Annotated in this window: 20 protein-coding genes and 5 tRNA genes; 2 read left to right on the forward strand and 23 right to left on the reverse strand. The window is 66.1% G+C overall.

What is annotated here, in order from left to right; translation table 11 throughout:
- Window positions 1–9: 9 nt before the first annotated feature.
- The 17 genes from nuoE to ACFPMG_RS10520 all read right to left on the reverse strand — a co-directional run bounded on the left by nuoE (window position 10) and on the right by ACFPMG_RS10520 (window position 14745).
- A complete protein-coding gene (nuoE, locus tag ACFPMG_RS10440; protein WP_376995064.1) occupies window positions 10–627 on the reverse strand; it encodes an NADH-quinone oxidoreductase subunit NuoE in 618 nt (205 codons plus the stop codon).
- The gene (locus tag ACFPMG_RS10445) at window positions 624–1772 is read right to left on the reverse strand and encodes an NADH-quinone oxidoreductase subunit D (RefSeq protein ID WP_376995078.1); all 1149 of its coding nucleotides are present in this window, start codon (window positions 1770–1772) and stop codon (window positions 624–626) included. The genes nuoE and ACFPMG_RS10445 overlap by 4 nt, the downstream gene beginning before the upstream one ends.
- A 68-nt stretch (window positions 1773–1840) precedes the next feature.
- Window positions 1841–2470, reverse strand: a complete 630-nt coding sequence (locus ACFPMG_RS10450) for an NADH-quinone oxidoreductase subunit C (RefSeq protein WP_376995065.1) — start codon at window positions 2468–2470, stop codon at window positions 1841–1843.
- Window positions 2471–2494: 24 nt separating this feature from the next.
- Window positions 2495–3037 (reverse strand): NuoB/complex I 20 kDa subunit family protein, encoded by a 543-nt coding sequence (locus ACFPMG_RS10455; RefSeq protein WP_014240121.1) that lies wholly within the window; start codon window positions 3035–3037, stop codon window positions 2495–2497.
- Complete coding sequence (locus ACFPMG_RS10460; RefSeq protein ID WP_014240120.1) at window positions 3028–3396, reverse strand: NADH-quinone oxidoreductase subunit A; 369 nt, start codon at window positions 3394–3396, stop codon at window positions 3028–3030. The genes ACFPMG_RS10455 and ACFPMG_RS10460 overlap by 10 nt, the downstream gene beginning before the upstream one ends.
- A gap of 343 nt (window positions 3397–3739) precedes the next feature.
- Window positions 3740–3816, reverse strand: a tRNA-Asp gene (locus ACFPMG_RS10465).
- Between the two features lie 163 nt (window positions 3817–3979).
- Window positions 3980–4054: transfer RNA gene (locus tag ACFPMG_RS10470), tRNA-Val, on the reverse strand.
- Between the two features lie 107 nt (window positions 4055–4161).
- The gene (locus ACFPMG_RS10475) at window positions 4162–4434 is read right to left on the reverse strand and encodes an HU family DNA-binding protein (RefSeq protein WP_376995066.1); all 273 of its coding nucleotides are present in this window, start codon (window positions 4432–4434) and stop codon (window positions 4162–4164) included.
- Between the two features lie 164 nt (window positions 4435–4598).
- Window positions 4599–7013, reverse strand: coding sequence for an endopeptidase La (lon, locus tag ACFPMG_RS10480; protein WP_376995067.1), 2415 nt, complete (start codon window positions 7011–7013; stop codon window positions 4599–4601).
- A gap of 285 nt (window positions 7014–7298) precedes the next feature.
- Entirely contained in the window at window positions 7299–8567 is a 1269-nt protein-coding gene (gene clpX / locus ACFPMG_RS10485; RefSeq protein WP_014240114.1) for an ATP-dependent Clp protease ATP-binding subunit ClpX, read from the reverse strand.
- A gap of 212 nt (window positions 8568–8779) precedes the next feature.
- Window positions 8780–9415: an ATP-dependent Clp endopeptidase proteolytic subunit ClpP gene (gene clpP / locus ACFPMG_RS10490; RefSeq protein WP_109071948.1), complete on the reverse strand. Its 636-nt coding sequence runs from the start codon at window positions 9413–9415 to the stop codon at window positions 8780–8782.
- 102 nt (window positions 9416–9517) lie between these two features.
- Complete coding sequence (gene tig / locus ACFPMG_RS10495; RefSeq protein WP_376995068.1) at window positions 9518–10852, reverse strand: trigger factor; 1335 nt, start codon at window positions 10850–10852, stop codon at window positions 9518–9520.
- A 91-nt stretch (window positions 10853–10943) separates the two neighbouring features.
- Window positions 10944–11028: transfer RNA gene (locus ACFPMG_RS10500), tRNA-Leu, on the reverse strand.
- A 173-nt stretch (window positions 11029–11201) separates the two neighbouring features.
- Window positions 11202–12782, reverse strand: coding sequence for a malonyl-CoA decarboxylase (locus ACFPMG_RS10505; RefSeq protein ID WP_376995069.1), 1581 nt, complete (start codon window positions 12780–12782; stop codon window positions 11202–11204).
- Between the two features lie 106 nt (window positions 12783–12888).
- Entirely contained in the window at window positions 12889–14355 is a 1467-nt protein-coding gene (locus ACFPMG_RS10510; RefSeq protein ID WP_376995071.1) for an NAD(P)H-hydrate dehydratase, read from the reverse strand.
- 129 nt (window positions 14356–14484) lie between these two features.
- Window positions 14485–14560: transfer RNA gene (locus tag ACFPMG_RS10515), tRNA-His, on the reverse strand.
- Window positions 14561–14669: 109 nt separating this feature from the next.
- Window positions 14670–14745, reverse strand: a tRNA-His gene (locus ACFPMG_RS10520).
- 337 nt (window positions 14746–15082) lie between these two features.
- On the opposite strand from ACFPMG_RS10520, the gene ACFPMG_RS10525 reads away from it, so the two are divergent.
- Both ACFPMG_RS10525 and glnA read left to right on the forward strand, forming a co-directional pair.
- Complete coding sequence (locus ACFPMG_RS10525; RefSeq protein ID WP_014240107.1) at window positions 15083–15421, forward strand: P-II family nitrogen regulator; 339 nt, start codon at window positions 15083–15085, stop codon at window positions 15419–15421.
- 293 nt (window positions 15422–15714) lie between these two features.
- Window positions 15715–17124, forward strand: coding sequence for a type I glutamate--ammonia ligase (glnA, locus tag ACFPMG_RS10530; protein WP_137140367.1), 1410 nt, complete (start codon window positions 15715–15717; stop codon window positions 17122–17124).
- 153 nt (window positions 17125–17277) lie between these two features.
- Here glnA and ACFPMG_RS10535 read toward each other — a convergent pair whose 3' ends face one another.
- The 6 genes from ACFPMG_RS10535 to ACFPMG_RS10560 form a co-directional block, all read right to left on the reverse strand.
- Window positions 17278–18558 (reverse strand): Hsp70 family protein, encoded by a 1281-nt coding sequence (locus ACFPMG_RS10535; RefSeq protein WP_376995073.1) that lies wholly within the window; start codon window positions 18556–18558, stop codon window positions 17278–17280.
- Between the two features lie 90 nt (window positions 18559–18648).
- Window positions 18649–19104: a MaoC family dehydratase gene (locus tag ACFPMG_RS10540; protein WP_376995074.1), complete on the reverse strand. Its 456-nt coding sequence runs from the start codon at window positions 19102–19104 to the stop codon at window positions 18649–18651.
- Window positions 19105–19146: 42 nt separating this feature from the next.
- Window positions 19147–19941: a PhzF family phenazine biosynthesis protein gene (locus ACFPMG_RS10545; protein WP_376995075.1), complete on the reverse strand. Its 795-nt coding sequence runs from the start codon at window positions 19939–19941 to the stop codon at window positions 19147–19149.
- 9 nt (window positions 19942–19950) lie between these two features.
- A complete protein-coding gene (locus ACFPMG_RS10550) occupies window positions 19951–20367 on the reverse strand; it encodes a GNAT family N-acetyltransferase (protein ID WP_376995076.1) in 417 nt (138 codons plus the stop codon).
- A 4-nt stretch (window positions 20368–20371) separates the two neighbouring features.
- Window positions 20372–20620: a DUF1127 domain-containing protein gene (locus tag ACFPMG_RS10555; RefSeq protein WP_376995077.1), complete on the reverse strand. Its 249-nt coding sequence runs from the start codon at window positions 20618–20620 to the stop codon at window positions 20372–20374.
- Between the two features lie 261 nt (window positions 20621–20881).
- The coding region (locus ACFPMG_RS10560) for a Bax inhibitor-1 family protein (RefSeq protein WP_376995079.1) at window positions 20882–21015 on the reverse strand (134 nt) is incomplete at its 5' end.

Below are 21015 nucleotides of genomic sequence, written 5' to 3' on the forward strand. Positions count from 1 at the left end.
GCATCCCCCTCAATCGGCCGTGGTGGTGAAGGCCTTCAGAGTCGTCGGGCCGCCCACCGGTTCGGAGGACTGCCGGCCGATCTGCGAGCCGTGCTTGGGAACCTCGCCGCCCTTGAGGGCGTCGATGATCGTTTCCATGTGTTCCGAGCTGACGTCTTCGTAATAGTCGTCGCCGATCTGGACCACCGGCGCGTTGACGCAGGCGCCCGAACACTCGACCTCGCGCAGCGTGAACTGGCCGTCGGCCGTCGTCTCGCCGACGCCGATTCCCAGCTTGCGCTCGCAGGTGTGCACGATGTCGTCGGACCCGCGCAGCCAGCACGGCGTGGTCGTGCAGACCTGGATGACGTGCTTACCAACCGGGGTCTTGTTGTACATCGTGTAAAAGGTCGCGACCTCGTACACGCGGATGCGCGGCATGCCGAGCAGGTCGGCGACGGCGTCCATGGCGACGCGCGGCAGCCAGCCGTCGCTCTGGCGCTGGGCCAGATCGAGCAGCGGCATGCAGGCGCTGGCCTGCTTGCCCGCCGGGTACTTCGCGATGATGGCCTTCGCCCGTTCCAGATTTTCCGGAGTGAAGGCGAAGGAGGCCGGCTCCTTGGCCGGGTCGTGAGCCGGGGCGCTCATCGGTCAATTTCTCCGAACACGATGTCCATGGACGCGATGTTGGCCACCGCGTCGGCCAGCATGTGGCCCTTCGACATGAAGTCGAGGCCCTGCAGGTGGGCGAAGCCTGGCGCGCGGATCTTGCAGCGGTACGGCTTGTTCGTGCCGTCCGACACCAGATACACGCCGAACTCGCCCTTCGGCGCCTCGATGGCGGTGTAGGTTTCGCCCGCCGGGACGTGGAAGCCTTCGGTGAAGAGCTTGAAGTGATGGATCAGCGCTTCCATCGACCGCTTCATCTCGCCGCGCGGCGGCGGGGAGACCTTGCGGTCCTCCGCGCGCACCGGGCCTTCGGGAAGCTCCTTCAGGCACTGGCGGATCATGCGGTTGGACTGGCGCATCTCCTCCATGCGGACGAGGTAGCGCGCCCAGCAGTCGCCGGTCAGGCCGACCGGGACGTCAAAGTCCATACGGTCGTAGACTTCATAGGGCTGCGACTTGCGCAGGTCCCAGGCGACGCCCGAACCGCGCAGCATCGGGCCGGTGAAGCCCCAGTTGAACGCCTCTTCCTTGGTGACGACGCCGATGTCGACGGTCCGCTGCTTGAAAATGCGATTGTTCGTCAGCAGATTGTCAATGTCGTCAACAAACTTCGGGAAGCGCTCCGTGAACTCCCAGATGTCGTCGGTCAGGCCAGCGGGCAGATCCCAGGCGACGCCGCCGGGACGGAAGTAGTTCGCATGCAGGCGCGCACCGCACACACGCTCGTAGAACTCCATGAGGATCTCGCGTTCCTCGAAGCCCCACAGCGCCGGCGTGATCGCGCCGACGTCGAGCGCGCCGGTGGTGATCGACAGGATGTGGTTCAGGATGCGCGTGATCTCGGAGAAGAGGACGCGGATGTACTGGGCGCGCAGCGGCGCCTTGATCTGCAGCAGGTTCTCGATGCCGAGCACATAGGCGTGCTCCATGCACATCGGGCTGACGTAGTCCAGGCGGTCGAAATACGGAACGGCCTGCAGGTAGGTCTTGTACTCGATCAGCTTCTCGGTGCCGCGGTGCAGCAGGCCGATGTGCGGGTCGCAGCGCTCGACGACTTCGCCGTTCAGCTCCATCACCAGACGCAACACGCCGTGGGCCGCAGGGTGCTGCGGCCCGAAGTTCATGGTGTAGGGCTTGATCTGGGTCTTGCCGCCGGACTGGCCGGCGGCGGGGTGTGCGGACGTGGCGATGGTCACGGCTTGCTCCCGGTGTCAGGGGCCTGGGCCTTCTCGTCGCCGGGCAGCATCACGTTCGTCATGCCTTCCCAGGGCGACAGGAAGTCGAAGCTGCGGAAATCCTGCGTCAGGCGGACGGGTTCGTAGACGACGCGCTTCTGGTCCTCGTCGTAGCGGCACTCGACATAACCCGTCATCGGGAAGTCCTTGCGCAACGGGTGACCTTCGAAGCCGTAATCGGTCAGGATGCGGCGCAGGTCCGGATGGTCGGAGAAGAAGATCCCGAACATGTCCCAGGTTTCACGCTCGAACCAGCCGGCCGCGTTGTACACCGGCACGACCGAGGCCACCGGGGTGTCCTCGTCGGTCGTGACCTTCACACGGAGGCGCCGATTGTGCTTGTAGCTCAAAAGGATGTAGACGACCTCGAAGCGTTCCTCCCGCTCCGGCCAATCCACAGCGGTGACGTCGAGCAGCTGCTCGAACGAGCAGGTCGGATCGTCACGCAGGAAGGTGAGCGACTTGATGAGCGAGGGCCGGCGGACGGTCACCATCAGCTCGCCAAGCTTCAGCTCGACCTTCAGGACGTCATCGCCGAGCGTCGCGGCGATATGGTCCCCAAGTTCCTTCAACGCCTGTTCGGACATGGCCAGGACCTGCCTTTTTCTTATTCAGCGAGCGATGCGGTTGCCGCGCCGGATCTTCTTCTGGAGTTGCAGAATGCCGTAGACCAGCGCTTCCGCGGTCGGAGGACAGCCCGGCACGTAAATATCGACCGGAACGATCCGGTCGCAGCCGCGCACCACCGAGTAGGAATAGTGATAGTAGCCGCCGCCGTTGGCGCAGGAGCCCATCGAGATCACCCAGCGCGGTTCCGGCATCTGGTCATAGACCTTGCGCAGCGCGGGGGCCATCTTGTTGGTCAGCGTACCGGCCACGATCATGCAGTCGGACTGGCGCGGGCTGGGGCGCGGAATGACGCCGAAACGGTCCAGGTCGTACCGGCTCATGTAGGCGTGGATCATCTCCACCGCGCAGCAGGCCAGACCGAAGGTCATCGGCCACAGGGAACCGGTGCGGGCCCAGGCGAGCACGTCCTCGTACTTCGCCGTGATGAAACCCTTCTCCTGGATCTCCTCGGTGACCGCGCGGAGATAGGCGTCCTGTTCCGGTCCGGGCGGAATCGGCGCCAGCTTGGCAGCCTCTACTCCCATTCCAGAGCTCCTTTCTTCCACTCATAGATGAAGCCGATGGTCAGAATCCCAAGGAACACGATCATCGACCAGAAGCCGAAAAGGCCGATGTCCCCGAGCGCCACGGCCCACGGGAACAGGAAGGCGACCTCGAGGTCGAAGATGATGAACAGGATGGAGACCAGGTAGAACCGCACGTCGAACTTCGTGCGGGCATCCTCGAACGGCTCGAAGCCGCACTCGTACGGGGAGAGCTTCTCCGAATCCGGATTCTTCGGGCTGATGACGTAAGACGCGCCAACCATCACCACGGCCAGCGCGATACCGATCAGCAGGAACACCAGGATCGGAAGGTACTCAATGATCAGCGGGTTGGTCACCGCGGTCCTCCCATAAGCCCACGCCACGATCGCCGGTACGGCCGGTAATCGGCCGACGCGCGGTGTCGTGGCTGGAATGCCTTGGATTAGCCCATCAGACGGGGCGGAATATATGACGAGAGCGTGATCAAGGAAAGCGCTTTGAATCGCTTTCGGCCAACGAATCCACTCTGCGGAAATGAGCGGATGTCCTTGGTATTACCAAACTTTTTAAATGACCCTGTTCTCTATCCGGCTTATCGGATATGCGGGTCGGACTTACCGGATATAGGTATCGAGAGCCCGTCGGTAAAGCCGCGAACGCTTCGTTTTCATTGCGAAAAAGAGAATGGAAGGGGGAGAATGGCGCGAGTGACGGGACTTGAACCCGCGGCCTCCGGCGTGACAGGCCGGCGCTCTAACCAACTGAGCTACACCCGCGCAACGCGGCGAGATGAAACGCGCAAAACAAGCGTCCGTGTCATAGGATCGCAGCGCGGTTTCCGGAGCCACGCCCCGTCGCCGATGGGCGGTTTCTAGCCGCCCGACGCATGGCCTGTCAATCACGAATTTGAAAAGCACGGTTCAGGAAGACCGGGCGCGATGGTGGGCGATGAGGGTTTCGAACCCCCGACCCTCTCGGTGTAAACGAGATGCTCTACCGCTGAGCTAATCGCCCGCGCCGCGCCGATGCCCGAACGTTCCGGTCAGACAAAAGCAAAGCCGGCCAGCGGGTGCTGACCGGCGCGCACTATGCCCGGATTGACGCGGCCGTTCAAGACGTCATCACTTCAGACCATCCTTCAGCGTCTTGCCCGGCTTGAACTTTGGCTGTTTCGACGCGGGGATGGCGATCTTTTCGCCGGTGCGCGGGTTGCGCCCTTCGCTGGCGGCGCGCTCGGACACCGCGAAGGTGCCGAAGCCGACCAGACGAACCTCCTCGCCGTTCTTCAACGAATCAGCGATGCTGCCAAAAACAGCATCAACGGCCTTTGTCGCATCAGTTTTAGACAAACCCACAGCATCGGCGACGTGCGCCACCAGATCGTTCTTGTTCACTTACTTCCTCCCTTCTCAATCCGGCAGAGAAATTGGAAGCAAAGCCGCCCAATGACTTCGCGCGTTCAAACGATAAACGCGACATCGCCCGCCCGTCAATTGAAGACGGGCGGGCGATGCGAAGCATGGTAGCGCTTTAAGGGTGCGTTAAACGCCGGGTTCGATCAGTGACGCAGCACTTCTCCGCCGCCGTCGGGCTGCGGCTTGGCGACCGCCGGTTCGACCGCCTCCGGTTCCTTCCACTCGATCGGCTCGAGTTCGCGAACCAGGGCATGCTTCAGGACATCGTCGACGGTGCTGACCGGGATGATCTCCAGGCCACGCTTCACATTGTCCGGAATCTCGGCGAGATCCTTCTCATTGTCCTTCGGGATCAGCACATGCTTCAGGCCGCCGCGCAGAGCGGCCAGCAGCTTCTCCTTCAGGCCTCCGATCGGCAACACCCGGCCGCGCAGGGTGATCTCGCCGGTCATCGCCACGTCCTTGCGGACCGCAATGCCGGTGAGGACCGACACGATCGAGGTGATCATCGCCACACCGGCCGACGGGCCGTCCTTCGGGGTGGCGCCCTCGGGCACGTGGACGTGGATGTCCCGCTTCTCGAAGAGCGTCGGCTTGATGCCGAAGGCGGTGGCCCGCGACTTGACGTAGCTCTCCGCAGCCTGGACCGACTCCTTCATGACGTCGCCCAGCTTGCCCGTGGTGGTCACCCGGCCCTTGCCGGGAAGGCTGACCGCCTCAATGGACAGCAACTCGCCGCCGACTTCCGTCCAGGCCAGACCGGTGGTGACGCCCACCAGATCTTCCAGTTCCGCCTCACCGAAGTGGAAGCGGCGGACCCCGGCGTACTTGTCGAGGTTCCGGCGGGTGACGGAAACCTTGGCGCCGGCGGAGCCCTTCATCAGGATCTCCTTCACGGCCTTGCGGCAGAGGTTGGCGATCTCGCGCTCCAGGCTGCGGACGCCGGCCTCCCGCGTGTAGTAGCGGATCAGGTCGCGCAGCGCGTCGTCGGAGATGGCAAACTCGCCCTTCTTCAAACCGTTGGCCTCCACCTGCTTCTCGATCAGGTGGCGCTTGGAGATCTCGACCTTTTCATCCTCGGTGTAGCCGGCGACGCGGATGATCTCCATGCGGTCCAGCAACGGCTGCGGCATGCGCATCGTGTTGGCCGTGCAGACGAACATCACGTCCGACAGGTCGTAATCGACCTCCAGATAATGGTCGTTGAAGGTGCCGTTCTGCTCGGGATCGAGGACCTCCAGCAGAGCCGAAGACGGGTCGCCGCGCCAATCGGCGCCGAGCTTGTCGATCTCGTCCAGCAGGAACAGCGGGTTGGACGACTTCGCCTTCTTCATGCCCTGGATGACCTTGCCGGGCATCGAGCCGATGTAGGTGCGCCGGTGACCGCGGACCTCGGCCTCGTCCCGCACGCCGCCGAGCGACATGCGCACGAAGTTGCGCCCCGTGGACTTGGCGATCGACTTGCCGAGCGAGGTCTTGCCGACGCCGGGCGGCCCGACGAGGCAGAGGATCGGCCCCTTCACCTTGTTCATGCGGTTCTGGACCGCGAGATACTCGAGGATGCGCTCCTTAACCTTCTCCAGGCCGTAATGGTCGGCGTCGAGGATCTTCTGCGCGAGCTTCAGGTCCTTCTTCACCTTGGTACGCTTCTTCCACGGAATGGACAGCATCCAGTCCAGGTAGTTCCGCACCACCGTGGCTTCGGCCGACATCGGGCTCATGGAGCGCAGCTTCTTCAGCTCGGCCAGAGCCTTGTCACGGGCTTCCTTGGAAAAGCGGGTCTTGTTGATCTTCTCTTCCAGCTCGGCCGACTCGTCTCGACCGTCCTCGGTCTCGCCGAGTTCCTTCTGGATCGCCTTGAGCTGTTCGTTGAGGTAGTACTCGCGCTGGGTCTTCTCCATCTGCCGCTTGACGCGGTTGCGGATGCGCTTTTCCACCTGCAGGACGCCGATCTCGCCTTCCATGAAGGCATAGACCCGCTCCAGCCGCTCCGACACCGTGGCGCATTCCAGGAGTTGCTGCTTCTCCGGAATTTTCAGCGCGAGGTGGGAGGCGACGGTGTCCGCCAGCTTGCCCGGCTCCTCGATCTGGTTGATCGAGACCAGAACCTCGGGCGGGATCTTCTTGTTGAGCTTGATGTACTGCTCGAATTGCGAGACGACGGCCCGGCCCAGCGCTTCAAGCTCCTGGCTTTCCCCAACCTTTTCCTCGACGAGGTCGGCGTGGGCCTGGAAGAAATCCTCGTTCTCGGCGAACTTGGTGATGGACGCGCGCTGGCCGCCCTCCACGAGCACCTTCACCGTTCCGTCGGGCAGCTTCAGCAGCTGCAACACGGTCCCAACGGTGCCGACGCTGTAGATATCGGCCGGCGTCGGATCGTCCTGCGCGGCGTTCTTCTGGGTGACGAGAAGGATCTGCTTGTCGTCCTTCATCACGTCTTCCAGGGCGCGCACGGATTTCTCGCGGCCGACAAAAAGAGGCACGATCATGTGGGGGAAAACCACGATGTCGCGGAGCGGCAGGACCGGATAGAGGGCACCACGAGGGATTTCGAACATTGATTGGGCCTCTTTCATTGGGACGCCGTCAGCCCGGGATGGGCCTGGGAAGACCCCCGCCTCGGGGGATGAGCACAGGGATCGAAAACCGGCACTTTTTCTAACGTGGCACAGCCATAGCCCCCCTTCAAGGGCCAGCACCCCAATTCCGTATGGCGGTGCGGCATGCGTATTCGCCCCAAGTCCACGGCCCGGCGCGGGCGTTGATGGTCGCGAACGCCGAAAACGACGAAGGGCGCCCGAAGCGCCCTTCCCCGTAGCCAATGCTGATCAACCGTGACGAACTCAGGCGCCCGGCGCCTGTTGCTCCCCACGGCGTTCGGCGTGGACGTAAAGCGGTTTGGCGCGCCCTTCGACCACTTCCTTGTTGACCAGGATGCTCTCCACCCCGGACAGGCCGGGCAGGTCGAACATCGGGTCGAGCAGGATCGACTCCATGATCGACCGCAGGCCGCGCGCGCCGGTCTTCCGCTGGATCGCCTTGTGGGAGATGGTGCGCAGGGCGTCGTCGGAGAACTCCAGACGGACATCCTCCATCTCGAACAGACGCTGGTACTGCTTGACCAGGGCGTTCTTCGGCTTGGTGAGGATCTCGACCAGAGCCGACTCGTCCAGATCGGCCAGCGTGGCAACCACCGGCAAACGGCCGATGAACTCCGGGATCAGGCCGAACTTCAGCAGATCCTCGGGCTCGACCTCGCGCAGGATGTCGCCGGTCGAGCGCTCGTCCGGGCCGCGGACGTCGGCACCGAAGCCGATCGAGGTGCCCTTGCCGCGCTGCGCGATGATCTTGTCCAACCCGGCGAAGGCGCCGCCGCAGATGAACAGGATGTTGCTGGTGTCGACCTGCAGGAACTCCTGCTGCGGGTGCTTGCGGCCACCCTGCGGGGGCACGGAGGCGACAGTGCCTTCCATGATCTTCAGCAGGGCCTGCTGCACGCCCTCGCCCGACACGTCGCGCGTGATCGACGGGTTGTCCGACTTGCGGCTGATCTTGTCGACCTCGTCGATGTAGACGATGCCGCGCTGCGCCCGCTCGACGTTGTAGTCGGCGGCTTGGAGCAGCTTGAGGATGATGTTCTCGACGTCCTCGCCGACATAGCCCGCCTCGGTCAGGGTCGTGGCGTCGGCCATCGTGAAGGGAACGTCGATGATCCGGGCGAGCGTCTGGGCGAGCAACGTCTTGCCGCAGCCGGTGGGGCCGACCAGCAGGATGTTGGACTTCGCCAACTCGACATCGTTGTGCTTCGTGCCGTGCGCCAACCGCTTATAATGATTGTGCACCGCAACCGAAAGGACCCGTTTCGCGTGATGCTGGCCGATCACGTAATCGTCCAGTACCGCATGGATGTCGCGCGGGGTCGGCACGCCGTCGCGGGACTTCACGAGGGTCGTCTTGTTCTCCTCGCGAATGATGTCCATGCACAGCTCGACGCATTCATCGCAGATGAACACCGTCGGACCGGCAATCAGCTTGCGGACCTCGTGCTGGCTCTTGCCGCAAAAGGAGCAGTAGAGCGTGTTCTTCGAATCGCCGCTGCTGGACTTGCTCATCGGTACTCCGTCATCTCGCGGGGGACTGATCCGTATAACCTGTCAACCGCCTGCGGCGTCCCCCGACGCCGGTCCTTTCAAAGGTTGTCCCGGGCATGGCCCGTGACAAGGTTAACGCATCCGCTCATCCTTCGAACCCGATCCATCGGACCGGTTCCCCATCATTCAACAACAGGGAACCGGCGCAATCAATCATTAGTTCGCGCGTGCCCTCAGGCGGCGCTGCCGTCCCCGATCGAGCCGGGGCGCTTTTCCACGACCTCGTCGATCAGGCCGAACGCCTTTGCCTCTTCCGGCGACATGAACTTGTCACGCTCCATGGCCGCCTCGATGGTGTCGAGCGACTGGCCGGTGTGCTTGACGTAGATGTCGTTGAGGCGCGAACGCAGCTTCAGAATCTCCTGGGCCTGGATCTCGATGTCCGAGGCCTGACCCTGGGCGCCGCCCGACGGCTGGTGGATCATGATCCGGCTGTTCGGCAGCGAGAAGCGCTTGCCCGGCGCGCCGGCGGCGAGCAGAAGCGAGCCCATCGAGGCCGCCTGCCCCATGCACACCGTCGACACCTGCGGACGGATGTACTGCATGGTGTCGTAGATGGCGAGGCCGGCCGAGACGTAGCCGCCCGGCGAATTGATGTAGAGCGCGATGTCCTTGCTCGGATTTTCCGATTCCAGGAACAGCAGCTGCGAGCAGATCAGGCTGGCGACGGCGTCGTTCACGCCACCGATCAAGAAGATGATCCGTTCCTTCAGCAGGCGCGAGTAAATATCGTACGCTCGTTCGCCCCGGTTGGTCTGCTCGATGACCATCGGGACCAGAGCATTCATCTTCGGTTCGAAGTCGTACATGGTGGTCTTCCCTGCTCCCGCAGCTCGGTTAGTCGTCTGAGCAGTCTACATATAGGAATGGAAAGGGGCGACCGGTAGGCCGCCCCACAACCTTTCTGACGATCAGGCCGCCTCGGCCTCCTCATCGGGGTCCTTCATGAGCTCTTCGGCGGACACCGGCTTCTCGCTCACCTTGGCCTGGTCCAGGATGTAGTCGACGACCTTGTCCTCGAAGAGCGGGGCGCGGAGGTTTTCCAGCGCTTCCCGGTTCTGCTTGAAGAACTCGAACACCTGACGCTCCTGGCCGGGGAAGCGGCGGGCTTCCGCGATCAGCGCGCGGTTGATCTCGTCCTGGGTCACCTGGATATCGTTGCGGCGGCCGATCTCCGACAGCAGCAGGCCCAGGCGCACGCGGCGCTCGGCGATGCCGCGGTACTCGGTCTTCAGCTCTTCTTCCGGCTTGCCGGCGTCCTCACCGGCGGTGCCGTTCTTCAGCTCCTGCTGAAGGCGCTGCCAGATGCCCTCGAACTCGACGTCCACCATGCCCGGCGGGACCTCGAACGAGTGGGCCTCGGCCAGCTTGTCGAGGAGCTGGCGCTTGACGCGCAGGCGCGACACGTTGGCGTACTCGCCCTTGATGCGGTCGCCGACGGCCTCGCGCAGCTTCTCCAGGCTCTCCATGCCGAACTCCTTGGCGAGGTCGTCGTTGACCTCGGCCGGGACGTTCTTGCGGAGTTCCTTGACGTCCACCTCGAACACGGTGTCCGCGCCCTTCAGGCGGTCGTGCGGGTAGTCGGCCGGGAAGGTGACCTTCACCGTGCGGTGCTCGCCGGCCTTGGCGCCGATCAGCTGGTCCTCGAAGCCCGGAACGAACTGGTTGGCGCCCAGCTCCAGCGGGTAGTCCTTGCCGTCCATGCCCGGCAGTGCCTCGCCATCGACCGAACCGGCGAAGTCGATCACGGCGATGTCGCCCTTCTCGGCCGCGCGGTCCTCGGTGACCGGGGCCTGCACCGAATGGGCGGAGGCCAGACGGGTCAGCGCCTCGTCGACGGCCGAGTCCTCGACCGTGGCGACCGGCTTCTCAAGCTCCAGGCCGCTGAGGTCGCCCGGCTCGATGTCCGGCAGAAGCTCGACGCCCATGGTGTAGGACAGGTCGCCGCCGTCCTCGTACTTCTCGACGTTGATCTTCGGCTGCATGGCGATGCGCAGGCCGCGCTCGTTCAGCGCCTGGCGCGAGCTGTCGGCGATCGCATCCTCCAGAGCCTCGGCCAGCACGCTGCCGCCGTAGCGCTGCTTGATCACGGCAACCGGCACCTTGCCCGGACGGAAGCCGGGGAGCTGCACCGTCCGGCGCAGCTCTTCGAGCCGGCCCTGCACCTTCTGTTCGATATCCTGGGCGGAAATGACGACCTTGTACTCGCGCTTCAGGCCGTCGGCGCTGGTCTCGGTGATGTTCATCGGAACGAAAGCCTATCTCGTTGTCCGGCCCGGCGGCGCCCGTCCGGGCGGCCCGAAACCGTGTGTTCCCATGCGGTCCAAGCTGTTGCCATGGTGCGGGCGAAGGGACTCGAACCCCCACGACCGAAGTCACCGGAACCTAAATCCGGCGCGTCTACCAGTTCCGCCACGCCCGCAATGGCATAGACAGCCCGCGACGGGTGCGGAACACCCGACGGACTGCCGGCGAAGTCCGCTCTATAGCACAGGGTTCGCGCCGCAAACAGGCAAAATGGGCACCGTTCCGCACGCCATTGGTGGGGGGCGCCGGACGCGTCGCGGACGGCAACCCGGCGGACTGCGAACCGGCTCATCCGCCCCCCTTTCCCAGCGACCGGATGGAGGAGGAGGCGTTGACCTTGCCCTCGCCCCGGTACGCCTCGTGGTTGGCGTCGATTTCCCCCAGCTTGTAGCGGTAGTTGATCATCATCCCGCAGGACTGCCGCACCCCCTTGGGTGACCGGTCGCCCAGCCAGTTCAGCCGCTCCATGCGGGCGCCGTTGCTGAGGTGGAAGTGCGCGACCGGATCGAGCGCCCGCGCCGGCACCGCGCCCGGCCGTTCGCTGTGGCGGTCCGACGCGCGCGCCGTGGTCAGGTAATGCGCGCACAGCCGCATCAACGGGCCGCGAAGCTGCTTCTGGAGCTCGTCGTCGGTGTGCCAGGAAGGCAGAGCCAGCGCTCCGACCAGCACGGGACGCTCCTCCGCATCGCTGTCCATGTCCGATTCGCCAGTTCCGGGATCGCTGCTTCCCGAACGGTTGGCCATGGCCTCGGCGATGCGTTCCGCCTCGGGCGGGCTGAGCAGCGAATCGCCGCGTTCGGCCAGTTCCCGGTCCAGCCAGCGCCGGAAGCCGGGAATCGGCGACAGGGTGGCGAAGCATTTGATGTTGGGGAACTCGCCGGTCAGCCCGTCCACCACCCGCTTGATCAGGAAGTTGCCGAAGCTGATTCCCGCCAGCCCCACCTGGGCGTTGGAGATGGAATAGAAGATGGCGCTGTCGGCGCTCTTCGGGTCGCAAACCGGGGCGGAGGGATCGAGCAGCGCCTGGACGTTGTCCGACATGCCCTGGACCAGCGCGACCTCGACGAAGATCAGCGGCTCGTTCGGCATGCGCGGGTGGAAGAAGGCGAAGCAGCGGCGATCGGAGTCGAGGCGGTCCTTCAGGTCCCGCCAACCGCTGATCTCGTGAACCGCCTCGTACTTGATGAGCTTCTCCAGGAGCGAGGCCGGGCTGTCCCAGGTGATCCGGCGCATCTCCAGGAAGCCGACGTCGAACCAATTGCGCAGCAGGCTCTTGAGATCGTCCTCCAGCGCCTGGAGCAGCGGCTCGCCGCGCGCCATCTCCATCAGCTCGGCACGCAGGTCCACCAGGAACTTCACCCCTTCCGGCAGGGCGTTGAACTGGGTGAGCAGGCGCAGCCGCGGCGGCTCCAGCGCGCGGCGCAGGGCGCGCTCGGCATGGCCGCGCGACACCGGATCGCCCGCTGTCTGGAAGGTCGCCATCGCCTGGTCGACGGCGGCACGGTCCACATCGAAATCGCGCGCCAGCATCATCAGGAAATTGCGCCGCCCCTGCCCGTCCAGCGCCAGATAGGTGCGGCCGAGCTGCGCCGCCCGCGCCCGCGCCGACACCTCGCCGCCGCGGCCCTCCAGGCAGGCTTCGATCTGTTCCTTCAGCCGCTCCGCGTCCTCCCTGGGCAGATTGGCGCGCGGCGCGGCGCCGACCACCCCGCGGGCGGAGGCGGCGATCTCGCGCCAGCCGGCGCGCAGCGTGTCCAGGGTGCGGTCGAGCAGGCCCGGCGGCGTTCCCACCCCGATGGCGGGGGGCTGGGCCGGGCCGGGCTGGCTGGACCGGGTCTCAGCGGATTTGATCTCGGGCGTCTCGCTCATACCCAGAGTCTGGCGTGCGGGCGCGCTCTCGGCAAGCCATAGCTTGAGCCCGGCCTTAAGGGTAAGCCTCCCTGTCCAGGCGTATGTATGCCCTGGGGACGCCGGGTCAGCGCCCGCCCGCCTTGAGCCGCTTCAGCACCCCCGGCAGCGCTTCCGGCAGATCCTCGGCGATCAGACCGGGTCCGAAGGTGTTCGCCGCCTCGCCGTGCAGCCAGACCGCGGCGCAGGCGGCGTCGAACGTGTCCATCCCCTGGGCAATCAGCCCGAGCGCGATGCCCGCCAGCACATCCCCCGACCCGGCGGTCGCCAGATCGGCCGGAGCGGTGGCGTTGATGACGGCCCGCCCGTCCGGCGCCGCGACCACCGTGTCAGCGCCCTTCACAAGGACGATCGCGCCGCCGCGCGCCGCCGCGGCGCGGGCGCGCGTCAGTTTGCCGCCCTCTCGCGCCGCGATATCCGGAAAGATCCGCGCGAACTCGCCTTCGTGCGGAGTCAGCAGGCAGCGGCCGTTCAGCCGGCCGAGCAGATCGGCGGGCGACTCGGCGAAGCTGGTCAGCGCGTCGGCGTCCAGCACGCAGGCCTTGCCGGCGCTGAGAGCGGCGAGGACATGACCCCGCGTGTCCGACCCGACTCCAGCGCCCGGCCCCAGCAGCACGGCGTTCTTGCGCGGGTCGTCCAGCAGGGCCTCGAAGGCCGCGCCGTCGGCCACGTCGGCCACGATCAGGCTGGGCGAGCCGGCGGCATAGATCGGCACCGAGTCGGGCGGACAGGCCACCGTGACCAGCCCAGCCCCGGCGCGCAGGGCGCCCCGCGCCGACAGCCGCGCCGCTCCGGTCATCCGCGCCCCGCCCAGCACCACCGCGTGCCCCCGAGCGTATTTGTGCGCGTCGAGCCGCGGCCAGGGGTAGCGTTGCCGCCACAGGTCGGGGCCGTTCACCAGGGTTTGCGGCGCGATGGCGTCCAGCACGGTGTCGGGAATACCGATATCGGCGACCACCACCTCCCCGCAGAGGACCCGGCCCGGCAGCAGCAGATGGCCGGGCTTGCGGCGGACGAAGGTGACGGTCAGCGCCGCCTGCGGGGCCACCCCCATCACTTGGCCGCTGTCGCCGTGCAGGCCGCTCGGCACGTCCACGGCGACGACGGTGCGCCCGGCCATCGCCTCGACGACCTCCTTGGCCATGCCGTCGAGCGGGCGGGCCAGCCCGGCCCCGAACAGCGCGTCGATGACCAGGGGGTTGCCTTCCAGCAGCCACGGGTCGGCGGCCTCCACCGGTCCGGTCCAGCGCCCGGCCGCCACCGCCGCGTCGCCGCGCAGGGCGGAGCGCGACCCCAGCAGGGCCAGCCGCACCGGCCAGCCCGCTTCGAGAAGAAGACGCGCGATGACGAACCCGTCGCCGCCGTTGTTGCCCGGCCCGCACAGAACGACCGTCGGGTGCGGCGCCCAGCGCTCGCAGACCGCGCGCACCACCGCGGCCCCCGCCGCCTCCATCAGCACAGGCCCCGGCACGCCGCCCGCCATGGTCAGCGCGTCGGCGCGGTACATCTCCGCCACGGAAAGCAGTTCGTCCATCGCCTCCACCCGCCGCAATCCCGCATCACCGTCACCCGGCACAATAAGCACCGCGACGGCCGCAGCATAGCCGGGCACAGGGGGAATGAAAGGAATGGCCTGATTGGCACAGGAATTGGAAGGAGGAACTGGGGCGATGGATGGGACTCGAACCCACGACCGCTCGGACCACAACCGAGAGCTCTACCAACTGAGCTACCACCGCCACCGGGGGACGGAATGAACCGTCCGCAAACACCCCACCCGCCGTTTCGATCGATGCAACGCCGACGTGAACTCCTCACGAGGCACGCGCATCCACCGTCAAGGGGGACTGGGGCGATGGATGGGACTCGAACCCACGACCGCTCGGACCACAACCGAGAGCTCTACCAACTGAGCTACCACCGCCACCGGGGTCGCCTATTTGCCCCAAGGGACGGGGCGGGTCAAGCTCTATTTTCCACCGCGTTCATCAATGTGAAAAGCCTGACGAACGCCGGCCCTACCCCATCCGAAAGGGTACAGCTGCGCGGATTGCTTGCAGCTTGTGCACAAATATTGTTCACTTCGCCCTATCCGTTGGCAGTCGCGTGCCGCCCACGGTGGCATCGGCCCGCTGCGGCCCGGCATCCCACGCAGCCGGATCGCAACCCCTCCGATTGGCACGCAACGTGCTTTACTTCGGACCGTCGGCAGAGCCGTGGACGGTGCCTGCCGGCGTTGGCACCTCGTACACGAGAGACCCATGAAGAAGATCGAAGCCATCATTAAGCCGTTCAAACTCGACGAAGTGAAGGAAGCCCTTCACGAAGTCGGCATCAAGGGCATCACCGTCACCGAGGCCAAGGGCTTCGGCCGTCAGAAAGGGCACACCGAGCTGTACCGCGGCGCGGAGTATGTGGTCGACTTCCTGCCGAAGGTGAAGATCGAGGTGGTGATGGAGGACTCCCTGGTGGAGCGGGCGATCGAGGCGATCCAGCAGGCCGCCCACACCGGCCGCATCGGCGACGGCAAGATCTTCGTCACCCCCGTGGAAGAAGTTGTCCGCATCCGGACCGGCGAGAAGGGAGGCGACGCGATCTGATCGCGTCCCGGAAACCCGACCACCGGCCACCATGAACCAGCCCTGCCCACAACCGATGCAGACCGGACCGGCCCAGATCGGATTGACCCAGGCCGGACCAAAGCAGGCCGGCGCGCGGCGCGCGGAACGATCCGTGCGCGGGTGCCCATCCGGGCGCGTCAATTTGTGCTGCCACATTGTGTGCACGGGAAAGGCATGACATAACGTCCGCCGCGAGCGCCGTCACCCGCCCCTCCAAGAACGGTCGGTTTGACGCAGCGGGACCCAAACCTCTTAAGCGTGGAAAAAGAGATATGTCCGACATCAGCAAGGTCTTCGACCTGATCAAGGAACACGACGTCAAGTACGTGGACCTCCGCTTCACCGACCCGCGCGGCAAGCTGCACCACACCGCCCAGCACGTCTCGACCATCGACGAGGACGTGTTCGAGGACGGCATCATGTTCGACGGCTCCTCGATCGCCGGCTGGAAGGCGATCAACGAGTCGGACATGATCCTCCAGCTCGACCCGACCACCGCCGTCATGGACCCGTTCTCGGCCCAGCCGACGCTGAACATCCTCTGCGACGTGTACGAGCCGTCGACCGGCCAGCCCTACGCCCGCTGCCCGCGCGGCATCGCGAAGGCCGCCGAGAAGTACATGGCGTCGGCCGGCATCGGCGACACCGCCTTCTTCGGTCCGGAAGCCGAGTTCTTCGTGTTCGACGACGTGAAGTTCAAGGTCGAGATGAACAAGGTGTCCTACGAGTTCGACTCGGAGGAAGGCCCGTACACCTCCGACAAGGACTATGAGGACGGCAACCTCGCCCACCGTCCGGGCGTCAAGGGCGGCTACTTCCCGGTCGCTCCCGTCGACAGCGGCTCGGACCTGCGCGCCGAGATGCTGAGCGTCCTCGCCGAGATGGGCGTGCCGGTCGAGAAGCACCACCACGAGGTGGCCGCCTCGCAGCACGAGCTGGGCATCAAGTTCGACACGCTGGTCCGCACCGGCGACAACATGCAGTACTACAAGTACGTCGTGCACAACGTCGCCCACGCCTACGGCAAGACCGCGACCTTCATGCCGAAGCCGGTCTTCGGCGACAACGGCTCGGGCATGCACTGCCACCAGTCGATCTGGAAGGAAGGCCAGCCGCTGTTCGCCGGCAACCAGTACGCCGATCTGTCGGAGATGGCGCTGTACTACATCGGCGGCATCATCAAGCACGCCAAGGCGCTGAACGCCTTCACCAACCCGTCGACCAACTCCTACAAGCGTCTGGTCCCGGGCTATGAGGCTCCGGTGCTGCTGGCCTACTCGGCCCGCAACCGCTCGGCCTCCTGCCGCATCCCGTACGTCGCCTCGCCGAAGGGCAAGCGCGTCGAGGTTCGCTTCCCGGATCCGTCGGCCAACCCGTACTTGGCCTTCGCCGCCATGCTGATGGCCGGCCTGGACGGCATCCAGAACAAGATCCATCCGGGCGAGGCGATGGACAAGAACCTGTACGACCTGCCGGCCGAAGAGCTGGCCAAGGTTCCGACGGTTTGCGGCTCGCTGCGCGAGGCCCTGGACAGCCTGAAGGCCGACAGCGCCTTCCTGCAGAAGGGCGACGTGTTCACCAAGGACATGATCGAGTCCTACATCGAGCTGCGCACCGAGGAGCTGCTGGCCTTCGAGACCATGCCGCACCCGATCGAGTACAAGATGTACTACTCGGTCTGATCCATCGGACCTCGGTCCGCCGGTTTCCGGTGTCCGCCCTGCCCTCGCGGCGCGGCGGGCACCACCGGAGGGCCGAACCGCGGAGCAGAACAGAAAAAGCCCACCGGCGACAGCGTCGGTGGGCTTTTTCATGTTCGAGACTTGATGGACGTCTCAGGCGGCGCCGCCAAAGCGCCGCGCCGCCTCGATGGTCAGGCCGGTGCCGACCGAGCCGAAGATGTTGCCCTCCACCACACGGGCGCCGGGCAGTTCGGCCAGGATGGCCGCCCGCACCTGCGGCAGCAGCGTGGAGCCGCCGGTCAGGAACACCGCGTCGATCTCCGCCGGCAACGTGCCGGCCTCCGCCAGGCAGGCGCGCACCCGCCCGCCGATGCGACCGGCCAGGATCGCCGTCGCCTGATTCAGCTCCTCCACCGACACCGGGCGCGTCATGCCGCCGCCGCCCCAATCCAGCAGCAGGCCGGCCTCCGGCCCGTCGGACAGGGCGATCTTGGTGCGCTCTACCGCCATGGCCAGCGCGTGCCCCAGCCGGTGCTCGACCACGCCGATCAGCCGCTCGATGCGGTCGGGGGTGGCGGAATCGCGCCGCAGGCGCTCCAGGTCGGCCATCGCCTTGGCGGTGTAGAGGAAATTGATCTTCGACCAGGTCGCCAGGTCGAAGAAGAGATGCTTGGGCGCCAGCAGGCCGGGGCGCTTCATGGCGCTGCCATGACCCAGCAGCGGCATCGCCGTCGCCAGCGACAGGTCGCGGTCGAAGTCGGTGCCACCGACGCGAATGCCGTCGTTGGCCAGGATGTCGGCGCTGCGGTCGGCCCGCCCACGCCGCTCCGGCCCGATCCGGACGATCGAGAAGTCCGAGGTGCCGCCGCCGATGTCGGCGATCAGGGCCAGTTCCTCCCGCTCCACCTGCTGCTCGTAGTCGAGCGCGGCGGCGATGGGCTCGTATTGGAATGAGATGCCGCGGAAACCGACGGAGCGGGCGATCTCGCCCAGCACCTCCTCCGCCGCGGCGTCGCCGGCCGGGTCGCCATCGACGAAATGCACCGGGCGGCCCAGCACCACGTCGGTCAGCTCGCCGCCGAGCGCCGTCTCCGCCCTCTCCTTGACCGCGGCCAGGAAGGTGGCGATGACCGCGCGGAAGGTGATGCGCCCCTTGCGGAGCGCGGTGTCGGCGTCGATCAGGTCGGTGCCCAGCATCGACTTGATGGAGCGCATCAACCGCCCCTCGACGCCCGACGCATAGGCGTCGACAGCCGCCTGCCCGACCGTCACCGCGTCGGCTTCGAAATCGAAGAAGACGGCGCTGGGCAGGGTCGTCCGCGGGCCGTCGAGGGGAAGCAGGCCGTAGCCCTCCCCCGTGCCGGCAGCCGCGGACGCCGTCCGCACGCCGAGCGTCGTGTTGGACGTGCCGAAATCGAGGCCGCAAGCCGTCATGGGAACCCCCGCCGTGATGGAAGGGGCGAGGCTATACAGGGGCCGGGCCCGCGGATCAAGACGCGCGACGGGACAGGCCGCCCGTGTTCGCTACTCCGCCGGAAGGCTGCGGGTCGCCACGATGTGGTTCAGGGTGATGGTCATCACCGCCTCGCCATGCTGGTTCAGCGTGGTGTAGGCCAGCCGGACCGTGCCGCGGTCGCCGCGGCGGGACGGGATGGCCTCCACCACCTCCACCCGAACGCGCAGCGTGTCGCCGGGCCGCACCGGGCGCAACCAGCGCAGCTCGTCGCCGCCCGAGCCGCCCAGGCTGGTGCCGGTGATGGCCCCGGTGTCGCGGAACAGCCGGAAGGTCAGCGACAGGGTGTGGAAGCCGCTGGCGATCAGCCCGCCGAACGGGCCCTCCGCGGCGGCCACCGCGTCGATGTGGAAGGGTTGCGGGTCGAAGCGATGGGCGAAATCCATAATTTGGCTGTCGGTGACCGTCGCCCCTTCGGTGTCGATCACGTCACCGACGCGGAAATCCTCGAAATAGCGCCCCGCCATGCCCGCTGCCCTCCCGTTCCATTGGTCCTCGTATGGACGGTGCTAAATGTAGATGGCGCCATCCATATAGAGAACCGCTTTCCCGGCGATCTTCACGCGGTCACCCGCCAGTTCGCAGGACAGCGCGCCGCCGCGGGCCGAGACCTGCCGGGCCTTCAGCCGCTCCTTGCCGAGCCGCCGCGCCCAGTAGGGGATCAGCGTGCAATGGGCGGAGCCGGTCACCGGGTCTTCGGGAATGCCCTGGGCCGGCGCGAAAAAGCGGGAGACGAAGTCCACGCCGCCGCTCCCCGGCGCCGTCACGATGACCGCGTAGAAATCCTCCAGCCGGGCCAGGGCGTTCATGTCGGGGGCCAGGGCTCGCACCGTCGCCTCGTCGTCATAGACGACCACGAGGTCGCGCGCCTTCAGCAACGCCGTCGGCGGCGGTCCGCCCAGCGCGTCGAGCAGGCCGGCGGGCGGCCCGGCCAGCGGTTCCGGCGGGCGGCTGGGGAAATCCAGCGTGTAGAGGTCTCCGTTGCGGGTGACGCTGAGGGTTCCGGCTTCCCGGGTGGCGAAGTCGATGCGCGGGCAGCCCCACTCCAGCATCGTCGCGATGACGAAGGCCGAGGCCAGCGTGGCGTGGCCGCACAGGTCCACCTCCACCGTCGGGGTGAACCACCGGATATCGTAACCGTCGCCGCGGCGGACGAGAAAAGCGGTTTCCGCCAAGTTGTTTTCCGCCGCGATGGCCTGGAGCGTCGCGTCGGGAAGCCAGTCCTCCAGCGGCACGACCGCCGCCGGGTTGCCCGCGAACACCGCGTCCGCGAAGGCATCGACCTGATACAGGGGAAGGCGCAAGGTGCCTCCTTAAGGTTTTTCGGTGAACAGGAACGCCTGGGCGTGCCGCTCCATCCCCGCCGCCTCGTAGAAGGTGACCGCCTTGGGCGCGGACAGGAGAAGGCAAGTGACGCCCTCTCCCACCGCGGCGCGGGTGCGGCGCATCAACTCCTTGCCGATGCCGCGCCCCTGACAGGCGCGGTCGACGGCGAGGTCGGACAGGTAGCAGCAGAAGGCGAAATCGGTGACCGACCGGGCGACGCCGATCAGGTCGCCGTCGGTGTTGCGGGCGGTGACGATCAGGCCGGCGTTGCGCAGCATCGCCTCCACCCGCGGGCGGTCCGCCACGGGCCGGCGTTCGGCCAGCCCGGAGCGGTGAAGCACGTCGATGAAGGCGTCGACGGTCAGGTCGGGCTCGACGGCGTAGAGGATCGCATCGGCGTTCATCGGATCAGCCCCGCCAGAAGGGCTTGCTGACTTCGGTATCGACGTCGGCGCGGGACACCCCGATGTCCTTCAGCAGATGGTCGTCCAGCCGCATCAGCGCCTGCCGCTGCCGCCACCGCTCGTAGCCGTTCAGGCCGGCCTCCATCACGAACCAGACGGGGCGGATGCCGACGGAAAGGGCGCGCGCGATGACCTTGAAGACGGTCGTGAACGAGGACGATCCGGACGAGCGGGTCGCTTCTGTGGTGCGCATGATGTGCCTCCTTCGTCAAAACATTCAGCCCCGAACAATCGAGACAATGGCGATTATGTCCGCGCAATCGTGTCGGTCAATGTCATTATTGTCACCATTACATTTCCGATATCGGATGTATCCGAGCTGCCACACCCACCGGTTCCCCTCCCTTGGACGAGGCTCACCTGCAGGCGCCTCACCATTCGGGCATGAAAAAGGCCGGCCGCGAAATGCGGCCGGCCCGGAGTGGCGCCTTGACAGGCGCCGTATGCGGTCCCGTTACTCGCGGTTGCCCATGAGTTGGAGGAGCATCTGGAAGAGGTTGATGAAGTTGAGGTAGAGGGAGAGGGCGCCCATGACGGCGAGCTTGGTGTTGCCCTCGTGGCCGTAGCCCTCGGCGTACTCCTCCTTGA

The sequence above is a fragment of the Azospirillum himalayense genome, from assembly GCF_042657465.1.
GTDB lineage: Bacteria > Pseudomonadota > Alphaproteobacteria > Azospirillales > Azospirillaceae > Azospirillum > Azospirillum himalayense.